The 25,800-nt window shown below is 70.6% G+C and carries 21 protein-coding genes; 14 read left to right on the top strand and 7 right to left on the bottom strand.

Annotated elements, in window-relative coordinates; translation table 11 throughout:
- Positions 1-4: 4 nt before the first annotated feature.
- From VIM26_RS02675 to VIM26_RS02665, 3 genes are all read right to left on the bottom strand, one after another.
- The gene (locus VIM26_RS02675; protein WP_331948774.1) at positions 5-724 is read right to left on the bottom strand and encodes an MOSC domain-containing protein; all 720 of its coding nucleotides are present in this window, start codon (positions 722-724) and stop codon (positions 5-7) included.
- A 137-nt stretch (positions 725-861) separates the two neighbouring features.
- On the bottom strand, positions 862-1,764 hold the full coding sequence (locus VIM26_RS02670) for a thiamine pyrophosphate-dependent enzyme (protein WP_331948773.1): 903 nt from the start codon (positions 1,762-1,764) through the stop codon (positions 862-864).
- Between the two features lie 236 nt (positions 1,765-2,000).
- On the bottom strand, positions 2,001-3,560 hold the full coding sequence (locus VIM26_RS02665; RefSeq protein ID WP_331948772.1) for an MFS transporter: 1,560 nt from the start codon (positions 3,558-3,560) through the stop codon (positions 2,001-2,003).
- 92 nt (positions 3,561-3,652) lie between these two features.
- On the opposite strand from VIM26_RS02665, the gene VIM26_RS02660 reads away from it, so the two are divergent.
- Positions 3,653-4,243, top strand: coding sequence for a TetR family transcriptional regulator (locus VIM26_RS02660; RefSeq protein ID WP_414696432.1), 591 nt, complete (start codon positions 3,653-3,655; stop codon positions 4,241-4,243).
- A 27-nt stretch (positions 4,244-4,270) separates the two neighbouring features.
- Here VIM26_RS02660 and VIM26_RS02655 read toward each other — a convergent pair whose 3' ends face one another.
- Positions 4,271-4,903 carry a TetR/AcrR family transcriptional regulator gene (locus VIM26_RS02655; RefSeq protein WP_331948770.1) on the bottom strand — a complete coding sequence of 211 codons (633 nt, stop codon included), beginning with the start codon at positions 4,901-4,903 and terminating at the stop codon, positions 4,271-4,273.
- A gap of 84 nt (positions 4,904-4,987) precedes the next feature.
- Between VIM26_RS02655 and VIM26_RS02650 the strand changes: the two genes are divergently transcribed.
- A complete protein-coding gene (locus tag VIM26_RS02650; RefSeq protein ID WP_331948769.1) occupies positions 4,988-5,671 on the top strand; it encodes a class I SAM-dependent methyltransferase in 684 nt (227 codons plus the stop codon).
- A 74-nt stretch (positions 5,672-5,745) separates the two neighbouring features.
- On the opposite strand, the gene VIM26_RS02645 is transcribed toward VIM26_RS02650, so the two are convergent.
- A complete protein-coding gene (locus VIM26_RS02645; protein WP_331948768.1) occupies positions 5,746-7,134 on the bottom strand; it encodes an FAD-binding oxidoreductase in 1,389 nt (462 codons plus the stop codon).
- Between the two features lie 169 nt (positions 7,135-7,303).
- Entirely contained in the window at positions 7,304-8,452 is a 1,149-nt protein-coding gene (locus VIM26_RS02640; RefSeq protein WP_331948767.1) for an ROK family transcriptional regulator, read from the bottom strand.
- Between the two features lie 215 nt (positions 8,453-8,667).
- Here VIM26_RS02640 and VIM26_RS02635 point away from each other — a divergent pair, with 215 nt between their 5' ends.
- The 8 genes from VIM26_RS02635 to VIM26_RS02600 all read left to right on the top strand — a co-directional run bounded on the left by VIM26_RS02635 (position 8,668) and on the right by VIM26_RS02600 (position 20,997).
- Positions 8,668-10,821 carry an alpha-galactosidase gene (locus VIM26_RS02635; RefSeq protein ID WP_331948766.1) on the top strand — a complete coding sequence of 718 codons (2,154 nt, stop codon included), beginning with the start codon at positions 8,668-8,670 and terminating at the stop codon, positions 10,819-10,821.
- 69 nt (positions 10,822-10,890) lie between these two features.
- A complete protein-coding gene (locus VIM26_RS02630; RefSeq protein ID WP_331948765.1) occupies positions 10,891-12,150 on the top strand; it encodes an ABC transporter substrate-binding protein in 1,260 nt (419 codons plus the stop codon).
- Entirely contained in the window at positions 12,150-13,097 is a 948-nt protein-coding gene (locus tag VIM26_RS02625) for a sugar ABC transporter permease (protein ID WP_331948764.1), read from the top strand. The genes VIM26_RS02630 and VIM26_RS02625 overlap by 1 nt, the downstream gene beginning before the upstream one ends.
- Complete coding sequence (locus VIM26_RS02620) at positions 13,094-13,993, top strand: carbohydrate ABC transporter permease (protein ID WP_331948763.1); 900 nt, start codon at positions 13,094-13,096, stop codon at positions 13,991-13,993. The genes VIM26_RS02625 and VIM26_RS02620 overlap by 4 nt, the downstream gene beginning before the upstream one ends.
- Before the next feature lie 13 nt (positions 13,994-14,006).
- On the top strand, positions 14,007-15,740 hold the full coding sequence (locus tag VIM26_RS02615) for an alpha-glucosidase (protein WP_331948762.1): 1,734 nt from the start codon (positions 14,007-14,009) through the stop codon (positions 15,738-15,740).
- A gap of 122 nt (positions 15,741-15,862) precedes the next feature.
- Complete coding sequence (locus VIM26_RS02610; RefSeq protein ID WP_331948761.1) at positions 15,863-18,112, top strand: carbon starvation CstA family protein; 2,250 nt, start codon at positions 15,863-15,865, stop codon at positions 18,110-18,112.
- Positions 18,113-18,128: 16 nt separating this feature from the next.
- A complete protein-coding gene (locus VIM26_RS02605) occupies positions 18,129-18,344 on the top strand; it encodes a YbdD/YjiX family protein (RefSeq protein WP_331948760.1) in 216 nt (71 codons plus the stop codon).
- Between the two features lie 169 nt (positions 18,345-18,513).
- Positions 18,514-20,997 carry a bifunctional YncE family protein/alkaline phosphatase family protein gene (locus VIM26_RS02600; protein WP_331948759.1) on the top strand — a complete coding sequence of 828 codons (2,484 nt, stop codon included), beginning with the start codon at positions 18,514-18,516 and terminating at the stop codon, positions 20,995-20,997.
- Positions 20,998-21,137: 140 nt separating this feature from the next.
- Here VIM26_RS02600 and VIM26_RS02595 read toward each other — a convergent pair whose 3' ends face one another.
- On the bottom strand, positions 21,138-21,680 hold the full coding sequence (locus tag VIM26_RS02595) for a peptidoglycan-binding protein (protein ID WP_331948758.1): 543 nt from the start codon (positions 21,678-21,680) through the stop codon (positions 21,138-21,140).
- 333 nt (positions 21,681-22,013) lie between these two features.
- Here VIM26_RS02595 and VIM26_RS02590 point away from each other — a divergent pair, with 333 nt between their 5' ends.
- Genes VIM26_RS02590 through ilvC form a run of 4 tightly spaced genes read left to right on the top strand, consistent with a single transcriptional unit; the run spans position 22,014 to position 25,663 of the window.
- Entirely contained in the window at positions 22,014-23,921 is a 1,908-nt protein-coding gene (locus VIM26_RS02590; RefSeq protein ID WP_331948757.1) for an acetolactate synthase large subunit, read from the top strand.
- Entirely contained in the window at positions 23,921-24,064 is a 144-nt protein-coding gene (locus tag VIM26_RS02585; protein WP_331948756.1) for a hypothetical protein, read from the top strand. The genes VIM26_RS02590 and VIM26_RS02585 overlap by 1 nt, the downstream gene beginning before the upstream one ends.
- Positions 24,061-24,585 carry an acetolactate synthase small subunit gene (ilvN, locus tag VIM26_RS02580; protein ID WP_331948755.1) on the top strand — a complete coding sequence of 175 codons (525 nt, stop codon included), beginning with the start codon at positions 24,061-24,063 and terminating at the stop codon, positions 24,583-24,585. Before VIM26_RS02585 ends, ilvN begins: the two co-directional genes overlap by 4 nt.
- A gap of 49 nt (positions 24,586-24,634) precedes the next feature.
- Positions 24,635-25,663, top strand: a complete 1,029-nt coding sequence (gene ilvC, locus VIM26_RS02575; protein WP_331948754.1) for a ketol-acid reductoisomerase — start codon at positions 24,635-24,637, stop codon at positions 25,661-25,663.
- Positions 25,664-25,800: the final 137 nt, after the last annotated feature.

The following is a 25,800-nucleotide window of genomic DNA, read 5'->3' as shown; positions in this document are numbered from 1 at the left end:
CGTCCTATAGGACGTCAACGCTCGGACGTTGCGGTTTCCGGGGCACTTCCTGGGCGGCGGGACCCCTCGCGGCGTTCGCGCCGATGCGCTTGCGGGCCTGGTCGCGGTCGTCGTGGGGCAGGGCGTCGGCGACCAGGAGTCGCGGGAGCAGGTCCGGTTGCGTGGTGAACGCGCGGAAGCTGAGCGCAATGCTCACGTCGTGGTCCGGCCGGAAGACGACCTCGACCGTGTCGCCCGCGCGGATCTCGCCCGGCTCGATCACGCGCAGGTACGCGCCGGGCACCGCGGCCTGGGTGAACCGCTTGATCCAGCCGGCGAGCTCCAGCCAGCCCTGGAACGTGCCGCAGGGGATCCGCGGGCAGGACACCTCCAGCACGACGTCGGGCCCGATCCGCCAGCGCTCGCCGATCAGCGCGCCGGTGACGTCGATGCCGGACGTCGTGAGGTTCTCCCCGAACGTGCCGCTCGGCAACGGCCGGCCGAGCTCGGTCTCCCAGCGATCGAGGTCCTCGCGCGCGTAGGCGTAGACCGCCTGGTCGGTGCCGCCGTGGTGCGCGACGTCGTACACCCTGTCTCCCGCGAGCCCGACCGCGCCGGTGCCCTTGGGCCCCGGCGCGGTCACGGCGACCGGCCCGTCGACCGGGCGCTTGTCGATGCCGGTCGCGGTGAGGCCCTTCCACGGGTTCGTGCGGACCTTGCCGATGTTGACCGAGAGCAGGTGCATGCGACGACAGTACGATCCCAGCGCGCGCTGACACGACAGATTTGCACCTCAGGGGTCGAGGCCACGCTCCCGGGATCCCGCGACTTTCGGCGGGCCCCGGAGTCGGCCCGAAGCCCGATCCGGCCGCCGCGCGGCACTCATGAACGACGAGGTCCTGCGCCGTCGAACACGAGGACTACGCAGGGTCCACCCGCTCGGTGCAGTCGGGTGAGGCGCGCCCGGGTCTGGTCGGAGTCGAGCTCGTCGGCGTGCCACTGTTCGATGACCGACATGCCGCAGGCCCGGAGCAACGGTGCCAGGTCCACGTCGGCGACTCGCTGACCGCCCGTGGTGGCCTGGATCCCGTTCACCAGCACGACGACCACGACGGGAAGCCCGCTGGCGGCCACGTCGATCACGGCGGGGAGCCCGCTGTGCAGCAGCCCGAAGTCACCGATCACGGCGAGCGCGTGTCTTCCGGAGCGTGCCGCGTCACCGGCTACCGTGACGGCTGAACCCACCGCCAGCGCGGCATCTGCGCCGTCGTACGGCGGATAGCACAGCCGGACCGACGACCCGACGTCCGTCGCGACGAATGCCCCCTGTTTCCGCAGCGCGGTCACGGCCTCGAACAGCGCGGCGTACCGCTGCGGGGGTGGCCGGGTCTCGGCCTCGGGAGCTGGGTTCTGCGCCCGCTGTCCGGCGAGCGCCAGGTCGACGTCGTCGGTCGAGAGGGCACCGTGCCGGGCGAGGTGCCCCGAGAGGCGGCCGATGATCGACGACGCACCGCCGACCCTGCCGCGCAGCAGCGATTCCACCAGGGGCTCGGAGTCCTCGATGACCAACGTCGTCACGTGCCGTCTCGCGAAGGCGACCAGGGGGCCGGGATCCCGCGCGTGGGCGCGGACCAGCATGGTGCAGATCTCGCGATCGCGAACGGTCGCGTAGGCATCCCCGACGGTGATCACGGCATCGCCGCAGAATTCCGAGGTGCAGGCGGACGGCTGGTCCGTGGCAACGGAGATGAACTCGTTCGCGAGGTCGTGGGCCGATCCGGTCACGGTGCCTCCGCAGTCGAGTGTCGGAAGAATCCGCGCAGCGCGCCTGCGGATCCGAGGGGCCAAGTCGGACAAATGGGATGACCTGTGTCAGGCGAGGCTACGGATCATCGCATTCTGCGACCCCTGCCATCGGGGGTGAAATCGCTGGCCCGCCGCCTGCTGGACAATCACCAGGCAGGCGTTGGGGAGGTGAAATCGCGCGTGGGTGCGGTGACCTCGCCGTCGTGCTCGCCGCCTCACCGAGGCGCGGCCGCCGAGATCGGGGCCTCGTCCGAGCCAACCTCGTCGCGCTTGGGTGCGCGCACCTCGACGTAGGCCGCGGCGACGACCAGCACGCACGCGGCCGTCAGAAACGCGGTGCCGGTGGCGTGCACGAACGACTGCTTGGCGACGGCGACGAGGGTGGCTCCCGCGGGGCCGAACTTCTCGAGTTGGCCGGTGCCGAGGGAGACGAACGAGACGGAGGACTCGACGCGTTCGACGACGGCGGTCGGCAGCCCGGCCAGGGCGCCGCCCAGGCCGGTGCGGTAGCCCGAGCTCAGGATGGTGCCGAGGACCGCGATGCCCAGCGCGCTGCCCAGCTCGCGCGAGGTGTCGTTCACCGCGGACGCGACGCCCTGCTTCGACTGCGGCAGCGAGGACACGATGGCGGTCGTGGACGGCGTGCCGGCCAGGCCCATCCCGGCGGCGAACAGCGCGAGGCCGAGCGCGAGGTGCCAGTAGACGAAATCGACGTCGAGCGTGGTGAGCACGAGCATGCCCGTCGCGCTGAGCGTGAGGCCGACGGCGACCACCCGGTTGATGCCGAACCGGTCGGCGATGCGGGGTGCGGTGCGGGCCAACGGGATGAGCACGACGGGCAGCGGCAGCAGGGCGAGGGCCGACTGCAACGGGGACAGGCCGGCGACGTACTGCAGGTACTGCAGGACGATGAAGAACAGCCCGAAGCTGGCGAAGAACTGCGCGGTGAGCGCGAGGGAGCCGGTGCCGAAGCCGCGCAGCGCGAACAGGCGCACGTCGAGCATGGGCTCGGGGTTGCGCAGCTCCCACAGCACGAAGGACGTGAGCGAGACCGCGCTGAGCGCGAAGGCGCCGATCGTGAGCGGGTCGGACCAGCCGCGCTCGGGGCCCTCGATGATCGCGTACACCAGGGCGACCAGGCCGACCAGCGTGGTCAGCGCGCCGAGGGGGTCGAGCCGCGGCGGGTGGGCGTCGCGCGAGGACGGGATGACGACGATCGTCCCGATCAGCGCGAGCACCGCGAGGGTGACGTTGAGCCCGAAGAACGAGTTCCACGCGAAGAACTCGAGCAGGATCCCCGAGCCGAACAGGCCGATCACCGCGCCACCGCCGGCCACCCCGACCCAGACGCCGACCGCGCGGCCGCGCTCCGCGGGTGGGAAGGAGGTCGTGATGATCGACAGGGTGACCGGCATGACGGCGGCCGCGCCGATCCCCATCGCCGCGCGCAGCCAGATGAGGGTCCCCGGGGAGGTCACGAACATGGCCGCGCAGGCCGCGGCGCCGAAGATCATCAGTCCCGCGAGCAGCACGCGCTTGCGGCCGTAGCGGTCGCCGAGGGCGCCCGCCGGGAGCAGCAGCCCGACGAAGACGAGCGTGTACGCGTCCACGATCCAGGTCACCTGGGTCTGGGAGGCCCCGGTGTCGATCGCAAGGTCGGGCAGCGCGACGTTCAGGCCGCTCACCGCGGAGACGACCATCATCAGGGCCAGTGCGATGACCCCGAGCAGGGCGCTGCGCCGACGAGGGGACAGGGTGGGTGCGGAGTCGGACATCGGATATCCTCAGGTTCGGAATTCTGGACGTGATGAATTCTGTGCTTATGGAATAGTGGCTGTCAAGAGGCGATCGGAGACAGGTGATGGTGGTGCGCGCGCACTCAGGCAGGCGACCCGGCGAGAGCGGCACGCGAGAGGCGATCCTGGCGGCCGCGCGCCGTCAGTTCGCCGAGCTCGGCTACGACCGCACCTCGATGCGGCAGGTCGCCCTCGAGGCGGGCGTCGACCCGACGCTGGTCAGCCACTTCCATGGCACCAAGCAGCAGCTTTTTCTCGAGGTCGTCGAGCTGCCGTTCCAGCCGGCCGACGTCCTGCCCGCGCTCCTGACGGGCGACCGGGACGACGCCGGGGCGCGACTGGCCCACTTCGCCATCGGCGTGTTCGAGTCGGAGCAGGGCAGGAGTCGGGTCGTCAGCCTCGTCCGGGCCGCCGCCTCCGAGCCCGAGGCCGCGCGCCTGGTCCGCGACCTGCTGACCCGCGAGGTGCTCACGCCGATCGCGGAGGGCATCGGCTCCGACGACGCCGCCTACCGGGCGTCGCTGGTGATGTCGCAGATCGTCGGGCTGATCATGGCCCGCTACATCGTCGAGGTGGAGCCGCTGGCGTCGCGCGACGCCTCAGTCATCGCGGACGCCATCGCGCCGACCCTGCAGCGCTACCTGACGGGCGACCTCACCTGATCGGCGTCGTCGAACCGCACGGCCTACTCACGGGAGGTCGGCGCCGCCGGACGCGGTGAACAGGTGCAGGGTCATCGCCGCGAGCTCCGCCTCGATGGCCGCCGGGTCGGGCGCGATCGCGGTCCGGAACGCGCGAGCCGAGAGCAGGGAGAGCAGCCACCAGGAGCCCGCGACCGGGTCGAGGTCGGCGCCGATGTCGCCCGCGGCCTGCCCGCGGGTCAGCACGTCGGCCAGGCCGTCGGCCACCTGCTGGATCGCGCGCCGGGCGGCCTCGCCGACGTCGGGATCGGCGGTCAGGCCGGAGGCCTCGGCGAACAGGGCCCCGAGCGATCCCGGCGCGTGCAGTTCGACGATGTGCGCGGGAGACAGGGCCAGTGCCAGCAGCTCGGACACCGAACCGCCGTGCGAGATCGCCGCGGCGAGCACGCCGTTCGCCGTCGTGGCGAGCCGGTCGAGCACCGCGCGGAACAGCGCGGCCTTGGTGCCGAAGTTCTGGAAGATCACCGGCTCGCTCACGCCGAGGCGCTCGGCGATCGTGGAGACCTTCCCGCGCCGGTAGCCGTGCTCGGCGAAGACCTTCGTCGCGGCACGGAGGATCGACTCGCGCCGCTGGTCGGCGCTCATCCGGACCCGCGCGGTGGTCGTCTCGGGCTGCGTCACCCCTGCAGCGTAGTTGCTCTTGCGCGAATCGCTTAGTCGTGACTAAGTTAGCGTTACTTAGCCGCAGCTAAGCAAGGAGGAATGATGGGACTCGTCGAGTTCTTGCACGGTGATCCACAGCCCACGACCCGCGGATCGATCATCGGTCCGGCGCGCGCGTACGAGGTGTTCAGCACGCTCGTCTTCGCGGGCCGACGACGTCGGGTCTTCACCCGGCTGGTCGCGCTCAGCGGCGCCCGCCCGGGGGACCGCGTGCTCGACGTCGGCTGCGGGCCCGGCTACCTGACCCGGCTCGCCGCCGACGCGGTGCGCCCCGGTGGTGCGGCGGTCGGCATCGACCCGTCGCCCTCGGTCATTCGCTATGCCCAGCAGGCCGCCGTCGGGAGGGCCGACTGCTCGTTCGACCTCGGGGTGGCCGAGGCGCTCGATGCCCGCGACGGCACGTTCGACGTCGTGCTGTCCAGCCTGATGGTCCACCACCTGCCCGAGGACCTGCGGGCCCAGGCGTTCTCGGAGATGTTCCGGGTGCTCCGCCCCGGCGGCCGGCTCCTGGTGGCCGACTTCCGCCCGCCGACGAGCCGGATAGGACGCCATCTCTTCGGGGCCGTGACCGGCCCGGAGATGCAGCGCAACCCGATCGATCGCCTCGAGCCGCTGGTGCGGGGCGCAGGTTTCACGGTGGGTGCCCGAGGTGACCTGCGCCCGTTCCTGCACTACGTCCAGGGAACTCGCCCGGCACCGAGCGCGTCCCGCGACAGCCGTGCCTGACGACGCCCCAAGAGCCGCAACGTCCGAGCGTTGACGTCCTATAGGACGTCAACGCTCGGACGTTGCGGTGGAACCTAGGAACTGACGGTCGGGGGGATGTTCTGGTTCTTGCGGAAGAGGTTCGTGGGGTCGTACCTCGCCTTGGTCGCGGCCAGCCGGTCCCACGTCGACTTCGGATAGGCGGCGCGGATGCGCTCGGGGCCCTCCTCGGCGAGGAAGTTGACGTACACCCCGTCGTCGCCCTGGTTGAGCGCGCGGGCGAACTCCTCGACCCAGGCCCCGCGCACCTCGCGGTCGGCCGGCGCGTCGTAGAACGCGGCCAGATTGACCATGATCGGGCTGGTGCGGTGCGCGTAGGCCGTCGCGTCGGCCGGCACGCGCGCCACCGCGCCGCCGAGGACGCGCACCTGGGCCGCCCGCAGCGACGCGTCGGACGCCGCCAGGTGCTCGATGATCACCGCGGCCTCCGGAAGGCCGATCGAGCTCAGGAACATGTTCCGGGACGCGGCGGTCGGGTGGTAGTCGGGGTCCTCGGGCGGATAGATGTCGGGATACGGCATGGCGTGGACCAGGTTGGCGAGCGGCTCGGCCAGGTCGCAGAACGGCTGCAGCGCGTGCAGCCCGTCCGCCTCCGCCCCGGCGTAGCAGATCACCGCCATGATCACGAGGCTGCCGTGGTGCTCCGCGGCGACGAACGGCATCGGCGGGCAGTTCATCACGTTGGCGATCGTCGTCAGCTCCTCGGGGGCCGCCGCGGCAGCCGCGACGAAGCCCGCGAGGGTCTGCGCGGTGGCCAGCAGGACGAGCAGGCCGCCGACGACGCCGTCGAGAGTGTGCAGGGCGAACTGGAAGCGGACCGCGACGCCGAAGTTGCCCCCGCCCCCGCGGATCGCCCAGAACAGGTCCGGGTGGGAGGTCTCGTCGACGCGGAGCAGCTCGCCGTCGGCGGTCACGATCTCGGCCGCGAGCAGGCTGTCGATGGTCAGGCCGTGCTTGCGGGCCAGCAGCCCGACGCCGCCGCCGAGCGTCAGCCCGCCGACGCCGACCGATCCGGTGTCACCGAAACCGGTCGCGAGACCGTGCTCGGCCGCGGCGACCGTGTACTCGGCGGCGGTGATGCCGGCGCCCGCCCACGCGGTGCGGCCTGCGGTGTCGATCTCGAACGAGCTCAGGTCCCGCAGATCCAGCAGGATCCCGCCGTCGGTGGTGCTGTGCCCCGCGCCGCTGTGGCCCCCGCTGCGCACCGCGAGCTCGAGCCCGGTCTGGCGGGCCAGCGCGATGACCTGCGCGACGTCGTCGGCGTCGCCGGCACGGACGATCACCGCCGGTCGCCCGTCGAAGCCGCCGGTCACGACCGTGCGCGCCTCGTCGTATCCCGCGTCGCCGGGGCCGAGCACCCGGCGGTTGAACCGGGAGCGGAGATCGATCAGGGACTCTGGGCTGAAGGCGGGCGTTGGTGACATTGGCTCACTCCTCGTGCTGACTGGTGACAGACCCCACGAGGATCTACCCGTTCGGGCGGGCCTGTCGATGTCGGGCCGACGAACGCCCCGCCCCGGGCCAGCGACGCCCCGGGCTGGCGAACGCCCGCCCAGGCCCGGTGGCCGGCCGTCGGCCCCGAGCGGCCGGCCTTCAGCCGCCGTCGGGCTCCTGCAGCGCGAAGTCCTGGATCGCCACTACCGCAGCGCCCCGCGCCCACCGGGTGAAGTCGCCCGGGCTCACCACGACGTCGACCTTCGAGGCCAGCGGCTCGCGGTCGGCCGCGATCCCCTCGTCGACCGCGGCGCGCGTCGCACCGACGAGCGCGACGCCTTCGCCGGTCAGCACGATCCGGTCCACCATCGTGAGGTTGGCCACCGCCGCGATGAGCCGCCCCAGGCCGTGACCCGCATCGGTGAGCAGGCGCGCGGCGACGGGGTGGTCCGCCGCCCCGAGCTCGAGCAGCTCCTCCCAGCCGACCGGGCGGGCCAGCGCCGCGGATGCCTGGGCGGTGAGCCCGCCGATCGTCAGCGCCGCCGTCGCGCACCCGCGGTGGCCCTGGTCGCACAGCGCCCCGCCCGCGCCGAGCGGGTAGTGACCGATCAGCCCGATCCCCATGTCGGAGTGGTTGACCAGCTGGTCATGGACGACCAGCGCGTAGCCCACGCCCGCCCCGAGCGTGATCACGGCGAAGTTCGCCAGGCCCTTCCCGACGCCGAACCAGTGCTCGGCCGCGGTGAGCGCGGCCACGTCGTTCGCGACCACCGTCGGGATCCCGGTGCGGGCGGCAACCAGGTCGCCGAGCGGGACGTCGTGCCAGTCGAGGAACGGGGCACGCGTGACGCTCGCGCCGTCGGGGGAGTGCCCGCCGAGGCTGATCCCGAGCCCGGTCGCCGTCGGCTGCCCGGCGCCGACCTGGGCGGTGAGCGCGGCGATCACCTCGACGACGTCGCGCGGGTCGTGGCCGGGCAGCGAGGCGCTGCCGGTGGCGAGCACGGTTCCCCGCAGGTCCGTCAGCACCGCGTGCGCCGCGTCGCCGGTGAGCTTGACGCCGAGGAAATGGTGCGAGGCCGGCACGACGTCGAGCGGCTGGGTCGGGCGGCCGGACACCGGGTCGGTGCGCGGGGCCACCTCGACCAGCAGTCCACCGGCGAGCAGGGGCCGCGTGAGGCGGGTCAGGCTCGCCTGCGAGAGGTCGAGGCGTCGGGCCAGCTCGCTGCGGGACAGCGGTCCGTGCCGCAGGATCTCGAGCGCGACGTGGTGCGTCGAGCCGCCCGCGGGGGACCAGTTGGGGCGAAGCACGGGCACCTCTCCTCTTGAGCCTGGCCGAGCCGTCGATGGTACCGATCGGGCCATCAGGCTTCCATGTCAAATCCTAGGATGCCAGAAAGTTTGCAAGAACGGGCGCACTACCCGCCGGTTGACACTGTGAGGCTTTCGGCGCGAAACTCTTAGCTGTACCGCAAGCCACACGACACCACGCACCCACGGTGCGACGAAAGACAAGGGAGTCGCAAATGCCGACGCCGCTGCACGCCCCGATCCTGCACCTGCGATCGGGGGGCACCAGCGTCGTCGTCGACGCCCGTGGAACCGGTCTGCCGAGCATCGCGCACTGGGGCGTCGACCTCGGCGACCTGCCCGCGGAGGCCCTCGCGGCGCTCGTCGACGCCCAGGCACCGCAGCGCGTCTCGGGCAGCACCGACGACACACCGCCGTTCAGCCTGCTGCCCGAGCAGTCGCGCGGCTGGCTCGGCACGCCCGGGCTCACCGGGCACCGCGCCGGGGCCGACTTCTCGGTCCTGCTCGCCGTGACCGACCTGCGGCTCACCTCCGGCGAGGCGCCGCGCCTGGTCGTCGAGGCGGCCGACGACGTCGCGGGCGTTGCGGTGACGCTCGAGCTCGAGCTCACGGCGTCGGGCCTGGTGCGCCAGCGCGCGACGGTCCGCAACGTCGGGGTCGGAACCTTCGAGCTGACCGGGGTCCTCGCGACGTTCCCGGTCCCCGAGCACGCCACCGAGCTGCTCGACCTGACCGGACGGCACATGCGCGAGCGGTCCCCGCAGCGCCGGCCGTGGCACGACGGCACCCACCTGCGCGAGAGCCGGCGCGGGCGCCCGGGCGCGGACTCGACGCTGCTGCTCGTGGCCGGCGAGGACGGTTTCGGTGCGCGCGGCGGACACGTCTGGGGCGTGCACCTCGCCTGGAGCGGTAACCAGCGCCTGCTCGCCGAGCGCACCGTCGCGAACGTCTCGTTCCTCGCCGCGGGCGAGCTGCTGCTCGCCGGCGAATCCCCGCTCGCTCCCGGGGAGTCCTACGAGTCGCCCTGGGTTTTCGGCTCCCACGGCGACGGGCTCGACGAGCTCGCGAGCCGCTTCCACAGCTACCTCCGCGCCCGCACGGACCACCCGAGCTCGCCGCGCCCGGTCACCATGAACGTCTGGGAGGCGGTCTACTTCGACCACGACCTCAGCCGGCTGACCTCGATCGCGGACGTCGCCGCGAGCGTCGGCGTCGAGCGGTACGTGCTCGACGACGGCTGGTTCCGGCACCGCCGCGACGACACCGCGGGCCTCGGCGACTGGTACGTCGACGAGGTCGTCTGGCCGAACGGCCTCAAGCCGCTCATCTCGCACGTGCGCGGCCTCGGGATGGAGTTCGGCCTCTGGGTCGAGCCCGAGATGGTCAACCCCGACTCCGACCTCGCGCGCGCCCACCCGGACTGGATCCTCGCGACCGGCGGGCGCACCCCGCCCAGCGCGCGGTTCCAGCAGGTCCTGGACCTCGGGCGCCCCGAGGCGTTCGCGTACATCCTCGAGCGGCTCGACGCGCTGCTCACCGACAACGATGTCGCCTACCTCAAGTGGGACCACAACCGCGACCTCATCGACGCGGGGCACGGCCCGCGCGGCGTGCCGGGGGTCCGACGGCAGACCCTCGCGCTCTACGAGCTGCTCCTCGAGCTTCGGCGCCGGCACCCCCGGGTCGAGATCGAGACGTGTGCGTCGGGCGGCGCCCGGGTGGACCTCGGCATCCTCGAGCTCACCCAGCGCATCTGGGCGAGCGACTGCATCGATCCCCTCGAGCGCGAGCAGATCCAGCGCTGGACCGAGCTCCTGGTGCCGCCCGAGCTGATCGGCGCGCACGTCGGAAGCCCCGTCTCGCACACCACCGGACGGACGGCCAGCCTCGACTTCCGCGCCGCGTCGGCGTTCTTCGGGCACCTCGGGGTTGAGTGGGATGTCACGACCGCGAACGACGCCGAGCGGGCCCGGCTCGCCGAGTGGATCGCGGCCCACAAGGACCACCGCGCGCTGCTGCACTCGGGCGCCGTCGTGCACGCCGACCACCCGGACCCCGCCCTGCGGATCCGCGGGGTGGTGGCCGACGACGGCGCGGAGGCGATCTTCTCGATCACCCAGCTCGCGACGAGCGTGCGCTACCCGACCGGGCTGGTCACCCTGCCCGGTCTGGACGCCGGCGCGCTGTACGACGTGCGCCCGCTCGCGCCGGGGGACCGGGTCGAGGGCAACGGCCAGACGCCGCTGCCGTGGTGGGCGGCGGGCATCCGCACGACCGGCCGCGCGCTCGCCGTCGTCGGCGTGCGGGCACCGGTCCTGTTCCCCGAGCGCAGCGTCCTGCTGCACGCCCGCCGGGTCGAGCCCGCCTAGGCACGAACCAGACCGATCTGACCCGACGCGACCGCGCGCCGTTCGCAGCTCACCCCTGAAAGGCCTCCCATGCAAAGACGCACCGCACGCATAGGCGCGTGCCTCGTCGCCCTGCTCGCCACGGCATCCCTCGTCGGGTGCGCGCCCGACGACAGCCGCACGACGATCACGTTCTTCCAGTTCAAGCCGGAGGCGGTGACCTACTTCCAGGGGCTCGCGTCGGAGTTCGAGAAGCAGAACCCCGACATCCACGTGGTCGTGCAGAACGTCCCGGACCCCGAGACCGCACTGCGCACCCGCCTGGTGAAGAACGACGTCCCGGACGTGATGACCCTCAACGGCAACGGCACGTTCGGTGAGCTGGCCTCGGCCGGGATCTTCGCCGACTTCGCCCACCAGCCGGTGCTCGACGACGTCAAGCCGGGCTACGTCGACGTCCTGAAGAACCTCGGAGCCGCCAAGCCCGGCGAGGTGAACGGCATCCCGTTCGCCGCCAACGCGAGCGGGGTCCTGTACAACGAGAAGATCTTCGCCGAGCACGACGTGTTGGTGCCCCGGACGTTCGACGAGCTCGTCGCCGCCGCCAAGACGTTCAAGAAGGCCGGCGTCACGCCGTTCTACGGCATGCTCAAGGACGCGTGGACCGCCCAGTCCCCGCTGGCCCCGCTGACGGCACAGACCACGCCGGCGAACTTCTTCCCCGAGCGGTTCGCGGACAAGGCGACGTTCGGGAACGGTTGGCGCACCGCGGCCGACGAGCTCTCGACGCTCTACGACTACACGCAGCCGGACCCCGCGGCCTTCGGCTACGAGGAGGGCACCCGCGCATTCGCGCAGGGTGACTCGGCCATGCTGCTGCTCGGGAGCTACGCCGTGCCGCAGATCCGCACCTTCAAGCCGAAGTTCACGGTCGGCAGCTTCGCGCTGCCGGCGACGAACGACCCGAAGAAGACCACGCTCGTGTCCGGCATCGACGTGCTGCTCACCGCCTCGGCGAAGGGCGCGCACCCCAAGGAGTCGCAGCGTTTCATCGACTTCCTGATGGCGCCCGACGTCGTCCAGAAGTACGCCGAGGACCAGGTCGCCATCCCCGTGCTGAAGGACCAGAAGAACACCGACCCTGCCCTGGCCGGGGTGCAGAAGTACCTCGACGAGGAGCGCATCGTGGGCTTTACCGACCACCAGTTCATCCCGGCGATCCCGCTGGCGGCGCTGCTCCAGCAGTTCCTCGTCGACCGCAACACGGACAAGTTCCTGGGTGCCCTCGACGAGACCTGGGACCAGGTGGCCAAGCGCCGCACCTGGGGCCTCGGGGCGGTGGCGTCCTGATGGCGACCACGACGACGACCACGACGACGCCGGCACCCACCAAGGCGGCCTCGCCGCCCAAGGGTGCTCGCCGCAAGAGCGGGGCCGGCACGGCTAAGGCGTTCTACTGGATGGTCCTGCCGGCCTTCGTCCTGTTCCTCGTGTTCCACACGCTTCCGGTGCTGCAGGGGATCTTCTACAGCTTCACGGACTCGCCCGGCTACGGGAAGTGGAACTTCGTCGGGCTGTCCAACTACATCGCGCTGTTCAGCGACGACCGGGTGCTGGCCGCGTACCTGTTCACCTTCAAGTTCGCGATCCTCGCCACGGTCCTGGTGAACGCGTTCGCCCTGGCGATCGCCGTCGCGCTGAACGGCCGGATCAAGTGGAAGAACACCCTGCGCGGGGTCTACTTCATCCCCAACATCCTGGCCATCCTGGTGATCGGGTACGTCTTCCAGTACCTCTTCTCCGGGACGCTGCCGGCGATCGGCGCGGCGCTGGGGATCGACCGGCTGTCCACCTCGATCCTCGCTGACCCGAAGCTCGCGTGGGTAGGGATCCTCGTCCTTGGTGTCTGGCAGGCGACGGCGTTCAACATCATCATCTATCTCGCCGGGCTGCAGACCGTTCCGGCCGAGCTCTACGAGGCGGCGGCGCTCGACGGCGCCGGTCCGTGGCGCCAGTTCCGCAGCATCACGTTCCCGATGATCGCGTCGTTCTTCACCATCAACATGGTGCTCGCGCTCAAGGGCTTCATGCAGGTCTTCGACCACATCATCCCGCTGACCAACGGCGGGCCGGGCACCTCGACGGAGTCCGTGAGCGTCCTGATCTACAAGGGCGGTTTCCAGGGCGGGGAGTACGGCTACCAGCTCGCCAACGCCGTGATCTTCATGATCGTCATCGTGGCGTTCGCGCTCTTCCAGCTCCGAGTCCTTCAGCGTCGAGAGGTGTCCGCGTCATGACCGCCACCAGTGTCGTTACCACAGCTCCGCACAAGGTCCGCGAGACCCGCAAGGCCCGCAAGCGGCGCGAGGGGTCCGAGGGCATCAAGATCAACTGGTGGCTCACCAGCCTGCTGATCGTGCTGTCCCTCACGATCGCCATCCCGCTCTACTTCGCCGTGGTCACGGCGCTGAAGACACCCGACCAGCTCGGTGGCACCGGCTTCGCCCTGCCGACCAGGGTGCGCTGGGAGAACTTCGCCGACGCCTGGCGGCTGACGGACTTCCCGAGGGCCGCGCTGAACAGCGCGCTGATCACCGTCGGGGCGGTCGTGCTGACCCTGCTGACGAACTCGATGGTCGCCTACGCGATCGCGCGCAACATGCACCGGAAGCTGTTCAAGGGGCTGTTCTTCTACTTCATCTCGGCGCTGTTCGTGCCGTTCCCGATCCTGATGCTCCCGGTCGCGAAGCAGGCCGCCTTCCTGCACCTGGACAACCAGATCGGCCTGATCCTGCTGTACGTCGTCTACGGGCTGTCGTTCAACATCTTCATCTTCGTCGCGTACATCAACTCCATCCCGCGAGAGCTGGAGGAAGCCGCCATCGTGGACGGCGCGAGCACCTGGACCGTGTTCTGGAAGATCATGTTCCCGCTGATGGCACCGATGAACGCGACCGTCGGGATCCTGACCTGCCTGTGGGTGTGGAACGACTTCCTGCTGCCCCTGATCATCGTGTCCGACCCGCGAGGCGCGACGCTGCCGCTCGTCCAGTACGTCTTCCAGAGCCAGTTCAGCACCAACTACACCATCGCCTTCGCGTCCTACCTGATGGCGATGGCGCCGCTGCTCGTGGTCTACGTCTTCGCCCAGCGCTGGGTCATCTCCGGTGTCACGCGCGGCGCCATCAAGTGAGAGGCTCCACCCCATGAACTCCGCAGACGCACCCTGGTGGACGAGCGCCGTCGTCTACCAGATCTACCCGCGCAGCTTCGCCGACTCGAACGGTGACGGGATCGGGGACCTGCGCGGGATCGCGAGCCGGCTCGACCACCTCGAGCGGCTCGGGGTCGACGTCCTCTGGCTGTCGCCCGTGTACCCCTCGCCGCAGGACGACGCCGGGTACGACATCAGCGACTACCAGGGGATCGACCCGGTCTTCGGCACCCTGGCGGACTTCGACGCGCTGCTCGCCGACGTGCACGCCCGCGGCATGAAGCTCGTGATGGACCTCGTGGTGAACCACACCTCCGACGAGCACCCGTGGTTCGTGGAGTCGAGGTCCTCGGCGGACAACCCCAAGCGCGACTGGTACTGGTGGCGCCCGGCCCGGGCGGGCACCTCGCCCGGGGACGTCGGCGCGGAGCCGAGCAACTGGGGGTCGGCGTTCTCCGGGCACGCGTGGGATCTCGACCCGGTGACCGACGAGTACTACCTGCACCTGTTCTCCCGCAAGCAGCCGGACCTCAACTGGGAGAACCCGCAGGTGCGCGCCGCCGTGCACGAGATGATGCGGTGGTGGCTCGACCGCGGCGTCGACGGCTTCCGGATGGACGTCATCAACTTCATCTCCAAGACGGTGGCCCCGGACGGCTCGCTGCCCGACGGCGAGCTGAACCACCACTCGCTGTACGGCGACGGGTTCGCCTACTACCGCGACGGCCCGCGGATGCACGAGTTCCTGGCCGAGATGCACCGCGAGGTGTTCGCCGGGCGCGGTGACAAGCTGCTCACGGTGGGCGAGATGCCGGGGGTGACCGTCGACGACGCGGTGCTCTACACCGACCCCGCGCGGGCCGAGGTCGACATGGTCTTCCAGTTCGAGCACGTCGACCTCGACCACGGCGTGAACAAGTTCGACGTCCGCCCGCTGCGGCTGACCGACCTCAAGGCGTCCTTCGGGCGCTGGCAGGACGCGCTCGCCGAGACCGGCTGGAACAGCCTCTACTGGAACAACCACGACCAGCCCCGCATCGTGTCCCGCTTCGGGGACGACGGCGAGTACCGGACGGCCTCGGCGACCATGCTCGCGACCGTGCTGCACCTGCACCGCGGCACGCCGTACGTCTACCAGGGCGAAGAGCTCGGGATGACGAACGCGCACTTCGAGCGGATCGACGACTACCGGGACATCGAGTCCCTCAACCACTACGCCGAGGCGATCGCGCACGGCCTCTCGGACCAGGACACCCTGCTCGAGGCGCTGCGCGCGGTGAGCCGGGACAACGCCCGGACCCCGGTGCAGTGGGACGCGACGACCAATGCCGGGTTCACCACCGGCTCGCCGTGGATCGCGGTGAACCCGAACCACGTCGAGATCAACGCCGCCGCGCAGTACGACGACCCCAGCTCCGTCTTCGGGCACTACCGCCGCCTGATCGAGCTGCGGCACACCGAGCCGGTCGTCGCGCTGGGCGACTTCACCATGCTGGCGCCCGACGACGAGGCGGTGTACGCGTTCCGGCGCCGGCTGGGGAGCACGGAGCTGCTCGTGCTGGGCAACTTCACCGCGCTCGAGCAGAAGGTCACGCTCGACGGCGCGCTGGACGACGCGCAGGCCTGGGCCGGGGCTGACCTCGTGCTCGGGAACTACCCGGACGACGCCAGGGCCGACCTGCCCCTGCGCCCGTGGGAGGCGCGGGTGTACCGGCTCGACAGGTGAACGAATAGTTGAATAGATGGGCAGGTCCCGGCCCGGGAAGCGCTGCCGCGTAGGATGGTCGGCGTCACGAGGGACGCCGACCATCTGGTTCGGGGATTGTGACCAAAACTGCTTGGAGCCTCATGGTCGACGACGCCGTCGAACTTGTCCGCACAGATTCCACCTCACCTCCGGTCGGCGTGGTCGACCGCAGCTCGATCACCCCCCGCAAGAAGGCCCTGTTCGCGGCCATCGGCCTGCTCGGAGCCGTCTCCTGGGCGATGATCGCCTTCGTCCGCGGGGAGAGCGTCAACGCGGTCTGGTTCGTGCTCGCGGCGGTCTCCACCTACGTCGTCGCGTACCGGTTCTACGCGCGCCTCATCGAGTACAAGGTGGTGCGCCCGCGGGCGGACCGCGCGACACCGGCGGAGACGTTCGACAACGGCAAGGACTTCATGCCGACGGACCGCCGGGTCCTGTTCGGCCACCACTTCGCCGCGATCGCCGGCGCCGGGCCGCTCGTCGGACCCGTGCTCGCCGCGCAGATGGGCTACCTGCCCGGGACGATCTGGATCATCTTCGGCTGCGTGCTTGCCGGCGCCGTGCAGGACTACCTCGTGCTGTGGCTCTCGGTGCGCCGCGGTGGACGCAGCCTCGGGCAGATGGCGCGCGACGAGCTCGGTCGGGTGGGCGGCGCCGCCGCGCTCGTCGGGGTCTTCGTCATCATGATCATCGTGATCGGCATCCTCGGCCTCGTTGTCGTCAATGCCCTCGCCGCCAGCCCGTGGGGCGTCTTCTCGATCACCATGACCATCCCGATCGCGCTGCTCATGGGCGTGTACCTGCGGACCCTGCGGCCCGGCAAGGTCTCCGAGGTCTCGATCATCGGCCTGGTCCTGCTGCTCGTCGCGATCATCTCCGGCGGCTGGGTCGCCGGGACCGACTGGGGCGTGGCCTGGTTCACGCTCGAGCCGGTCACGATCGCCTGGTGCCTGATCGCGTACGGCTTCGCCGCCTCGGTGCTGCCGGTGTGGCTGCTGCTCGCCCCGCGCGACTACCTGTCGACCTTCATGAAGGTCGGCACGATCATCCTGCTCGCCGTCGGCATCCTCATCGTGCGGCCCGAGATCCACGCGCCGGCGCTGTCGTCGTTCGCGATCGAGGGCAACGGCCCGGTGTTCTCCGGGACGCTGTTCCCGTTCCTCTTCGTCACCATCGCGTGCGGCGCGCTGTCCGGCTTCCACTCGCTCATCGCCTCGGGCACGACGCCGAAGCTGCTCGAGAAGGAGGGCCAGGCGCGGCTCATCGGCTACGGCGGCATGCTCACCGAGTCGTTCGTCGCGATCATGGCGCTCGTCACCGCCCTGGTGATCGACCAGCACCTGTACTTCACGATGAACGCGCCGGCGGCGCTCACCGGAGGCGACCCGGCAACCGCCGCGACCTACGTCAACAGCCTCGGACTCGGCGGCACGCCGATCACCGCCGCGGACATCTCCCAGGCGGCAGCGAACGTCGGCGAGTCGTCGATCATCTCCCGCACCGGCGGCGCACCGACGCTCGCGATCGGCATGTCCCAGGTGCTGTCGAAGGTGCTTGGCGGGTCGCAGCTCGCGGCCTTCTGGTACCACTTCGCGATCATGTTCGAGGCCCTGTTCATCCTCACCACGGTCGACGCCGGGACCAGGGTCGCCCGGTTCATGCTGTCGGACACCATCGGCAACCTCGGCGGCGCGGCCAAGCGGTTCCGCGACCCGTCCTGGCGCCTGGGCGCCTGGCTCTGCTCGGCCGGCGTCGTCGCCTGCTGGGGCGCGATCATGCTGATGGGCGTGACCGACCCGCTCGGCGGGATCAACACCCTCTTCCCGCTGTTCGGCATCGCCAACCAGCTGCTCGCTGCGATCGCGCTGACCGTCGTGTTCGCCGTCCTGGTCAAGAAGAACCTGCTGCGCTGGGCGTGGGTCGCCGGCGCGCCGCTGGCCTGGGACCTCGTCATCACCATGGTGGCGTCGTACCAGAAGGTGTTCTCGGACAACCCGAAGATCGGGTACTGGGCCAACCACGCGGCGTTCCTCGATGCCAAGGCGGCCGGCAAGCAGACCTTCGGGGCGGCACCGACCCCCGAGGCGATGGACGCGGTCATCCGCAACACGGCCATCCAGGGCACGCTCTCGATCGTGTTCGCGGTCCTCGTGCTGATTGTCGTCGGCGCTGCCGCCGTGGTCTGCGTGAAGGCGGTGCGCGCTGGCGGGCTGCCTACAAGCGAGGACCCCGAGACGCCGTCGCACCTGTTCGCGCCGAACGGGCTCGCGGCCAGCGCGACCGAGAAGGAGGTCCAGGCCGAGTGGGACGCGCTCGATCGCGGCCGGACCCCGGTCCGGAGCCACCACTGATGAAGGCACGACTCTGATGCGCGCGCTCGCACTGCTGACGGCGGCGGTGCGAGCGGTCGCGCGCGCCTGGCGCGGCGTGCACTGGTACGTCACGACCCTGCTCGGCGACCACGACTACGCCCGCTACGTCGAGCACCTGGCCCGGGTGCACCCCGGCGCCGAGCCGGAGACCGTGCGCGAGTACTGGCGGGCGCGGCACGAGGGTGCCGCGACCCAGGCCCGCTGCTGCTGAGCGGGTGACACCGGCGTACGCCGGCGGCCCGCCCGCCGCCGGCCTGGCGGGCTGAACCCGGCAGCTCCGCGCACAGTTCGCCGCTGTCGCACCGAGTTGGCGAACTGTTCATCCGATCACCCCGGGATGGCACTCGGGGATTCGCCGTGCGCCCCTACGGTCCCGAGCCATGACGAAGATCAGCAAGAAAGTCTTGATCGGCACTGTTGCCTTCATGCTCGTCGGCGGTGGAGCGGTCGCCGCCGTCGCCCCCAACGTCGCCGGCCCGGCCGGTGACGGGTCCGCCACCACCCCGATGGGCCAGCGGGTCACCCCCGCCGGCACGCAGACCTCGCTCGGCGACCTTCCGATGAACTCCGCGCTGTCCCCGGACCGCAAGACGCTGCTCGTCACGAACAACGGCCAGGGCGCGCAGTCCCTGCAGGTCGTGGACGTCGCCCGCCACAAGGTGACGCAGACCCTCACCTACGCGTCCCCCGAGTCCCTGTACATGGGGCTGGTGTGGAGCGCGGACGGCCGCCACGCGTACGCGAGCGCGGCCGCCAACGCCAAGATCCGCACCTACTCCTACGCCGGCGGGAAGCTCACCGAGGGTGCGCCCCTGCAGCTGCCCACCAAGGCCCCGGACACCACGGCGCTCAACCTCTTCCCCGCCGGACTGGCGCTGACCCCCGACGGCAAGCGGCTCGTCGTCGCCGACCAGCTCGCCGACGCGGTATCCGTCGTCGACCTGGGCACTGGCGCCGTCACGACGACGCCGGGCGGCCACCGCCCCCTGTGGGTGACGCTCTCCCGCGACGGGGCCACGGCGTATGTGACCAACCAGGGCGCGTCCACGGTCTCGGTGCTCGACGTCTCGGGCGCGACGCCGAAGCTCACCCGGACCCTTGACGTCGGCCTGCACCCGAACAAGTCGGTGCTGTCCAAGGACGGCACCACGCTGTACGTCGCCAACGGTGACGCGGACACCATCTCCGCGGTCGACCTGGCCGCCGGCAAGTCGTCGGTGATCTCGCTGGCGCCCTACAAGAACGCGCCCGTCGGTTCCAACCCGACCGGCCTCGCGCTGGACGAGGCGGGCGCGCGCCTGCTCGTGAGCAACTCGGGCAACAACGACGTCGCCGTGGTCGACCTCACGACGAGGAAGGTCGCCGGCGTCGTCCCCGTGGGCTGGTACCCCACATCGCTGGCCTTCGCCGACGGCGTCCTGCACGTCACCAACGCCAAGGGCCTGGGGGCAGGGCCGAACGACGGGCCGGGCCACCCCAACCCGGAGTCCTCCGCGCCCACCTCGCCGGACCAGTACAGCGGTTCGATGATCACCGGCACGCTGAGCAGCTTCGACGTGCCCAGCGGCGCGCAGCTCGCGCGCGCGACCGCGCAGGTCGCGACGAACAACCGGCCCGACACGGCGACCGGTGAGGTGATCCCGCGCCAGCCCGGCCAGCCGAGCCCGATCAAGCACGTGATCTACGTGGTCAAGGAGAACCGGACGTACGACCAGGAGCTGGGCAGCCTCGGCCGCGGTAACGGCGATCCGTCGCTCAACCTGTTCGGCGACGAGTCCGCGCCGAACTTCCGCCGGCTGTCCAAGCAGTTCACCACCGTCGACAACTTCTACGCGGACGCCGAGGTCAGCGCGAACGGCTGGAACTGGGCCGCCTCGGCGAACTCCAACCCGTACGCCGAGCAGATGTGGCCCGCCAACTACTCCGGTCGCAAGGCGCCCTACCCGAGCGAGAACGCCGACCCGGAGAACGCCGCCCAGCAGCCGGACGACACCTACGTGTGGCAGCGCCTCGCCAAGGCCGGCGTCAGCTTCCGCAACTACGGCTTCTACGTGCAGAGCCTCGCCGGCAAGTCGGTCGCCTATGACCCGGTGCTCGACGCGCAGACGGACCATGACTACCGGGGCTTCGACATGAGCTGCCCGGACTCGGCCGGGACCTTCACCGCGCTGAAGGCGACCTGCGGGGCACCGCGGGTGGACGAGTGGAGCAAGGACTTCAAGGCGAGCGTCGCCGCGAACGCGGTCCCCACGGTCCAGTTCGTCCGGCTGCCGAGCGACCACACGCAGGCGACCAGGCCTGGCGTGCCCACCCCGAAGGCGTACGTGGCGGACAACGACTACGCGCTCGGTCAGCTCGTCGACACGGTCTCGCACTCCAAGGCGTGGAAGGACACCGCGATCTTCGTGACCGAGGACGACGCCCAGAACGGCCCCGACCATGTCGACGCGCACCGGACCCTCGCGCTGGCGATCAGTCCCTACACGCAGACCGGCAAGGTCGACTCGACCTTCTACAGCACGGCCTCGATGGTCCGCACCGTCGGGCTGATCGCCGGCATCGGGCCGCTCACCCAGTTCGACGCGTTCGCGACGCCGATGAGCGCCTCGTTCACGCCGAACGCCAACCAGCGGCCCTACGCGGCGATCAAGCCGCCGTACGACATGACGACGCTGAACGGCGCCAACGCCCCGTTGGCCGCGCAGTCGGCGAGCCAGAACACGACGACCGAGGACAAGATCGACGAGCAGGTCTTCAACCAGGCCATCTGGAAGTCCGTGCACGGTGCCAACTCGGTCATGCCCGGCCCGACCCACCACGTCATCGGCGCGGCCCCGTCCGCGGCCGACTCCGACGGCAAGTAGCCCCGAACCCCCACCAGGTGTCAGACCCAGCACGCGCCAGAGCCCGCGCTGGGTCTGACAGGTGAACTGAGCTTGGACGTGTCAGGCCCTGCGCGGGGTATGGACCGCGCAGGGCCTGACACGTTCCGGGGTCGGGAGGGTCAGCCGATGACGAACTGCAGGCCGACCGCGGACTCGAGCGTGGCGCTCGCGGCGTGCAGGGAGGTGTCCCAGGTCTGCTCGCCGACGACGCCGTCGCTGTCGATGCCGGCCCACGTCTGGAAGGCCTTGACCGAGGCCAGGGTGAGCGGGCCGAAGATCCCGTCGGCGGGGCCGGGGCCGACGTTCCACTGACCGGCGGACCCGTTGGCCAGGATCGTCTGCAGGTTTGTGACCACCTGACCGTTGGCGCCCCGTGCGAGGACCGGCATCGGACCGCCGTCGGGCAGTGCGGCCCAGGTGAGCGGGCCGACGATCCCGTCGGCGACCAGTCCGCCGCCGGACTGGAACTCGGTGACCGCGTGCAGGGTCAGCGGGCCGAAGATCCCGTCGACCACCAGGCTCAGGTTCGGGGTCCGGCGAATTGCGCGTTGCGCGCGCCGGACGGCGTTCCCGGTGGAACCGGAGCTGATCGTGGGCCGGCCGGGGTTGGACATCGCTACCTCCGAGGGGATGGTGGGCGTACCAGTTGTGACGATAGCCACGCGCCGCACCCCCCGCAGGTGGAACCGTCGTCGGCCGGATCGACGCCCCGACCGCAGCCCACGGGTGTCCATTTCGTGAACCTGTGAACCACCATGTGAGACGGCAGGGGTGGCGAGATGACATCTGGAGCCGGGCGGGCGTATCGTGCATCCGTGCGGACAATCCTTGTAGTAGTTACTGAGCGCGCCGGCTGAGAAGAGGTTCTCAACCAGCGTGCTTCCCCTCGACCAGCCCCGTAATCGGGGCCGAGGGGTTTTTTTGTGCCACCGCACGTGTGTTCGGCCGCAGTCCGCAGTGCGGATCAGTTCCCGCACCGAAGCAGGGAGAGATCGATGGTCCAGGGACAGCACCCGGCACCACCGCGTGGCGATGCCGCCCGCGGCACGCCGACGCCCGGCGCGCGCATGCGCACCTCCGACGCCGCCGTCACGGCGCGGCCGACGGCGATCGGCCGCCCGGCCGCGATCGCCCGCACCCCCGTCCGGACGGCGGAGCAGGTCAGCGGTGCGGCGTCGATCGTCCGGGCGCTCGAGGAGTCCGGGGTCGACGTCGTCTTCGGCATCCCCGGCGGCGCGGTCCTGCCCCTCTACGACCCGCTGATGGACTCCACCAAGGTGCGCCACATCCTGGTGCGGCACGAGCAGGGGGCAGGGCACGCGGCATCGGGCTACGCCCACGCGACCGGCCGGGTCGGGGTCTGCATCGCGACCTCGGGTCCCGGGGCGACGAACCTGGTCACGCCGATCGCCGACGCGAACATGGACTCCATCCCGATGGTCGCGATCACCGGTCAGGTGGGCGCGTCGATGATCGGCACGGACGCGTTCCAGGAGGCCGACATCGTCGGCATCACGCACCCGATCACCAAGCACAACTTCCTGGTCACCGACGCCGACGAGATCCCGCGGGTGATCGCCGAGGCCTTCCACATCGCCTCGACCGGCCGGCCCGGCCCGGTGCTCGTCGACATCGCGAAGTCCGCGATGCAGGCGAACACGTCGTTCTCCTGGCCCCAGCAGCTCGAGCTGCCGGGCTACCACCCGGTGACCAAGCCGCACGCCAAGCAGATCCGCGAGGCCGCCCGGCTGCTCGCCACCTCGCGCCGGCCGGTGCTGTACATCGGCGGCGGCGCGATCCGGTCCGGCGCGGCCGCCGAGCTGCGCCGCCTCGTGGACGCCTCGGGCGCTCCCGCGGTGACCACGCTGATGGCGCGCGGCGCGCTGCCCGACTCCCACCCGCAGCACCTCGGCATGCCGGGCATGCACGGCACCGTCCCGGCGGTCGCCGCGCTGCAGAAGGCCGACCTCATCGTCGCCCTCGGCGCCCGCTTCGACGACCGCGTGACCGGCAAGCTGTCGAGCTTCGCGCCGCACGCGACCATCGTGCACGCGGACATCGACCCGGCCGAGATCGGCAAGAACCGCGTCGTCGACGTGCCGATCGTCGGGGACCTGCGCGAGATCATCGCGGACCTGGTCCCCGCGCTCGCCAAGGAGCACGCCCAGCACGGCAAGCCGGACCTCGAGGGCTGGTGGCGCCAGATCAACGACTGGCGCGAGACGTTCCCGCTCGGCTACACCGAGCCGGACGACGGGCACCTCGCGCCGCAGCACGTGATCCAGCGCATCGGGGAGATCTCCGGGCCGGAGTCGATCTTCGTCGCCGGCGTGGGCCAGCACCAGATGTGGGCCGCTCAGTTCATCAAGTACGAGCGCCCCAACTCCTGGCTGAACTCCGGGGGCCTGGGCACCATGGGCTACTCCGTCCCGGCCGCGATGGGCGCCAAGGTCGGCGCGCCCGAGCGCACCGTGTGGGCGATCGACGGCGACGGCTGCTTCCAGATGACGAACCAGGAGCTGGCCACCTGCACGATCAACGAGATCCCGATCAAGGTCGCGATCATCAACAACTCCTCCCTCGGCATGGTCCGCCAGTGGCAGACCCTGTTCTACGACGAGCGGTACTCCAACACCGACCTGCACACCGGTCACGGCACGGCGCGCATCCCGGACTTCGTGAAGCTGGCCGACGCCTACGGCGCCGTCGGGCTGCGCTGCGAGACCAAGGGTGACGTCGACGCGACCATCAAGCGGGCGATGGAGATCAACGACCAGCCCGTGGTCATCGACTTCACCGTCTCGCGCGACGCCATGGTGTGGCCGATGGTCACCGCCGGGGTCAGCAACGACGAGGTCCAGTACGCCCGGGGGATCTCCCCGGCCTGGGACCGGGAGGAGTGATGCGGCGCAGCGGGCTGCTCGGCGGGACCTCCTGGCAGTCCACCACCGCCCCGGCTCTGGACAGCACGTCCTTGCACGTCAACGCCTTGCTCGAGGTCGCATTCGCGGCGCGGGAGAACTCGATGGAAGAAGGTGCGGCATGAGCAGGCACACGCTGTCCGTCCTGGTGGAGAACAAGCCCGGCGTGCTCACGCGCGTCGCCGGGCTGTTCGCCCGCCGCTCGTTCAACATCCACTCCCTCGCGGTCGGGCCGACCGAGCGCGAGGAGATCTCGCGCATCACGGTCGTCGTGAACGTCGAGGACCTCCCGCTCGAGCAGGTGACCAAGCAGCTCAACAAGCTGATCAACGTCATCAAGATCGTCGAGCTCGAGGCGCCGTCGTCGGTCCAGCGCGAGCTGATGCTGGTCAAGGTCCGCGCCGAGGCCGGTCAGCGCAGCGGCGTGCTCGAGGTCGTCGAGCTGTTCCGGGCGCACGTCGTCGACGTCGTGCCGGACGCCCTGACCATCGAGGCGACCGGCGGGCCGGACAAGCTCGACGCGCTGCTCGCCGCGCTTGAGCCGTTCGGCATCCGGGAGATCGTGCAGTCCGGGACGGTCGCCATCGGCCGCGGACCGCACTCCATCACCGACCGCGCCCACGACCGCGTCCCGCGCTCGGCCTGACACTCTTTTCCATCCACGAACCATCGCAAGAGTCCTGAGGAGATCCACCGTGGCAGAGCTTTTCTACGACGACGACGCCGACCTTTCCATCATCGCGGGCCGCAAGGTCGCCGTGATCGGGTACGGCAGCCAGGGGCACGCGCACGCGCTCAACCTGCGCGACTCGGGCGTCGACGTCCGCGTCGGCCTGCGTGAGGGCAGCTCCTCGCGCGCGAAGGCCGAGAACGAGGGCCTTCGAGTGCTCTCCGTCGCCGACGCGGTCAAGGAGGCCGACGTCGTCGTCGTGCTGGCGCCCGACCAGGCCCAGCGCTCGGTCTACGCGCAGGACATCGCGCCCAACCTGGCCGACGGCGCCGCGCTCGTCTTCGCGCACGGCTTCAACATCCGGTTCGGCTACATCACGCCGCCCGAGGGCGTCGACGTCGTCATGATCGCGCCGAAGGGCCCCGGCCACCTCGTTCGCCGCGAGTACGTCGACGGGCGCGGCGTGCCCGTGATCGTCGCCGTCGAGCAGGACGCGACCAAGGGCGCCTGGGCGCTCGCGCTGTCCTACGCCAAGGCGATCGGCGGCTTGCGTGCGGCCGGCATCAAGACGACGTTCACCGAGGAGACCGAGACCGACCTGTTCGGCGAGCAGGCCGTGCTGTGCGGCGGCGTCTCGCAGCTGGTCCAGTACGGCTTCGAGACGCTCACCGAGGCGGGCTACCAGCCCGAGGTCGCGTACTTCGAGGTGCTGCACGAGCTCAAGCTGATCGTCGACCTGATCTACGAAGGTGGCATCGCCAAGCAGCGCTGGAGCGTCTCGGACACCGCCGAGTACGGCGACTACGTCTCGGGCCCGCGCGTCATCGACCCGCGCGTCAAGGAGAACATGAAGGCCGTTCTCGGCGACATCCAGTCCGGCGCGTTCGCCAAGCGGTTCATCGACGACCAGGACGCCGGCGCGCCCGAGTTCAAGGCGCTGCGCGCCAAGGGCGAGGCGCACCCGATCGAGGCCGTCGGCCGCCAGCTGCGCAAGCTCTTCGCCTGGGTCAAGCCGTCCGAGAGCGACTACCAGGAAGGCACCGCAGCCCGCTGACCCGCGAGCCGCACCGCCTGATCACCTGCGCAGCTCTTCCGCGCAAGATCACCTGCGCAAGATCTTCTGCGTAACGTCCGAGCGCTGACGTCCTATAGGACGTCAGCGCTCGGACGTTACGGGGTTGAGGGGTGTGT

It is taken from the genome of Pengzhenrongella sp. (assembly GCF_036565025.1).
GTDB lineage: Bacteria > Actinomycetota > Actinomycetes > Actinomycetales > Cellulomonadaceae > Pengzhenrongella.
The sequence above is the reverse complement of the archived record's forward strand: the minus strand, read 5'-3'. Positions and strand labels throughout refer to the sequence as shown.

What these genes read in the sequence shown, in the direction of transcription:
- VIM26_RS02625 (WP_331948764.1), top strand. Translation starts at nt 12,150, where the DNA reads ATGGCGACCACGACGACGACCACGACGACGCCGGCACCCACCAAGGCG.
- ilvN (WP_331948755.1), top strand. Translation starts at nt 24,061, where the DNA reads ATGAGCAGGCACACGCTGTCCGTCCTGGTGGAGAACAAGCCCGGCGTG.
- VIM26_RS02630 (WP_331948765.1), top strand. Translation starts at nt 10,891, where the DNA reads ATGCAAAGACGCACCGCACGCATAGGCGCGTGCCTCGTCGCCCTGCTC.
- VIM26_RS02620 (WP_331948763.1), top strand. Translation starts at nt 13,094, where the DNA reads ATGACCGCCACCAGTGTCGTTACCACAGCTCCGCACAAGGTCCGCGAG.
- VIM26_RS02675 (WP_331948774.1), bottom strand. Translation starts at nt 724, where the DNA reads ATGCACCTGCTCTCGGTCAACATCGGCAAGGTCCGCACGAACCCGTGG.
- VIM26_RS02650 (WP_331948769.1), top strand. Translation starts at nt 4,988, where the DNA reads ATGGGACTCGTCGAGTTCTTGCACGGTGATCCACAGCCCACGACCCGC.
- VIM26_RS02605 (WP_331948760.1), top strand. Translation starts at nt 18,129, where the DNA reads ATGCGCGCGCTCGCACTGCTGACGGCGGCGGTGCGAGCGGTCGCGCGC.
- VIM26_RS02645 (WP_331948768.1), bottom strand. Translation starts at nt 7,134, where the DNA reads ATGTCACCAACGCCCGCCTTCAGCCCAGAGTCCCTGATCGATCTCCGC.
- VIM26_RS02590 (WP_331948757.1), top strand. Translation starts at nt 22,014, where the DNA reads ATGGTCCAGGGACAGCACCCGGCACCACCGCGTGGCGATGCCGCCCGC.
- VIM26_RS02615 (WP_331948762.1), top strand. Translation starts at nt 14,007, where the DNA reads ATGAACTCCGCAGACGCACCCTGGTGGACGAGCGCCGTCGTCTACCAG.
- VIM26_RS02610 (WP_331948761.1), top strand. Translation starts at nt 15,863, where the DNA reads ATGGTCGACGACGCCGTCGAACTTGTCCGCACAGATTCCACCTCACCT.
- VIM26_RS02600 (WP_331948759.1), top strand. Translation starts at nt 18,514, where the DNA reads ATGACGAAGATCAGCAAGAAAGTCTTGATCGGCACTGTTGCCTTCATG.
- VIM26_RS02635 (WP_331948766.1), top strand. Translation starts at nt 8,668, where the DNA reads ATGCCGACGCCGCTGCACGCCCCGATCCTGCACCTGCGATCGGGGGGC.
- VIM26_RS02665 (WP_331948772.1), bottom strand. Translation starts at nt 3,560, where the DNA reads ATGTCCGACTCCGCACCCACCCTGTCCCCTCGTCGGCGCAGCGCCCTG.
- VIM26_RS02585 (WP_331948756.1), top strand. Translation starts at nt 23,921, where the DNA reads ATGCGGCGCAGCGGGCTGCTCGGCGGGACCTCCTGGCAGTCCACCACC.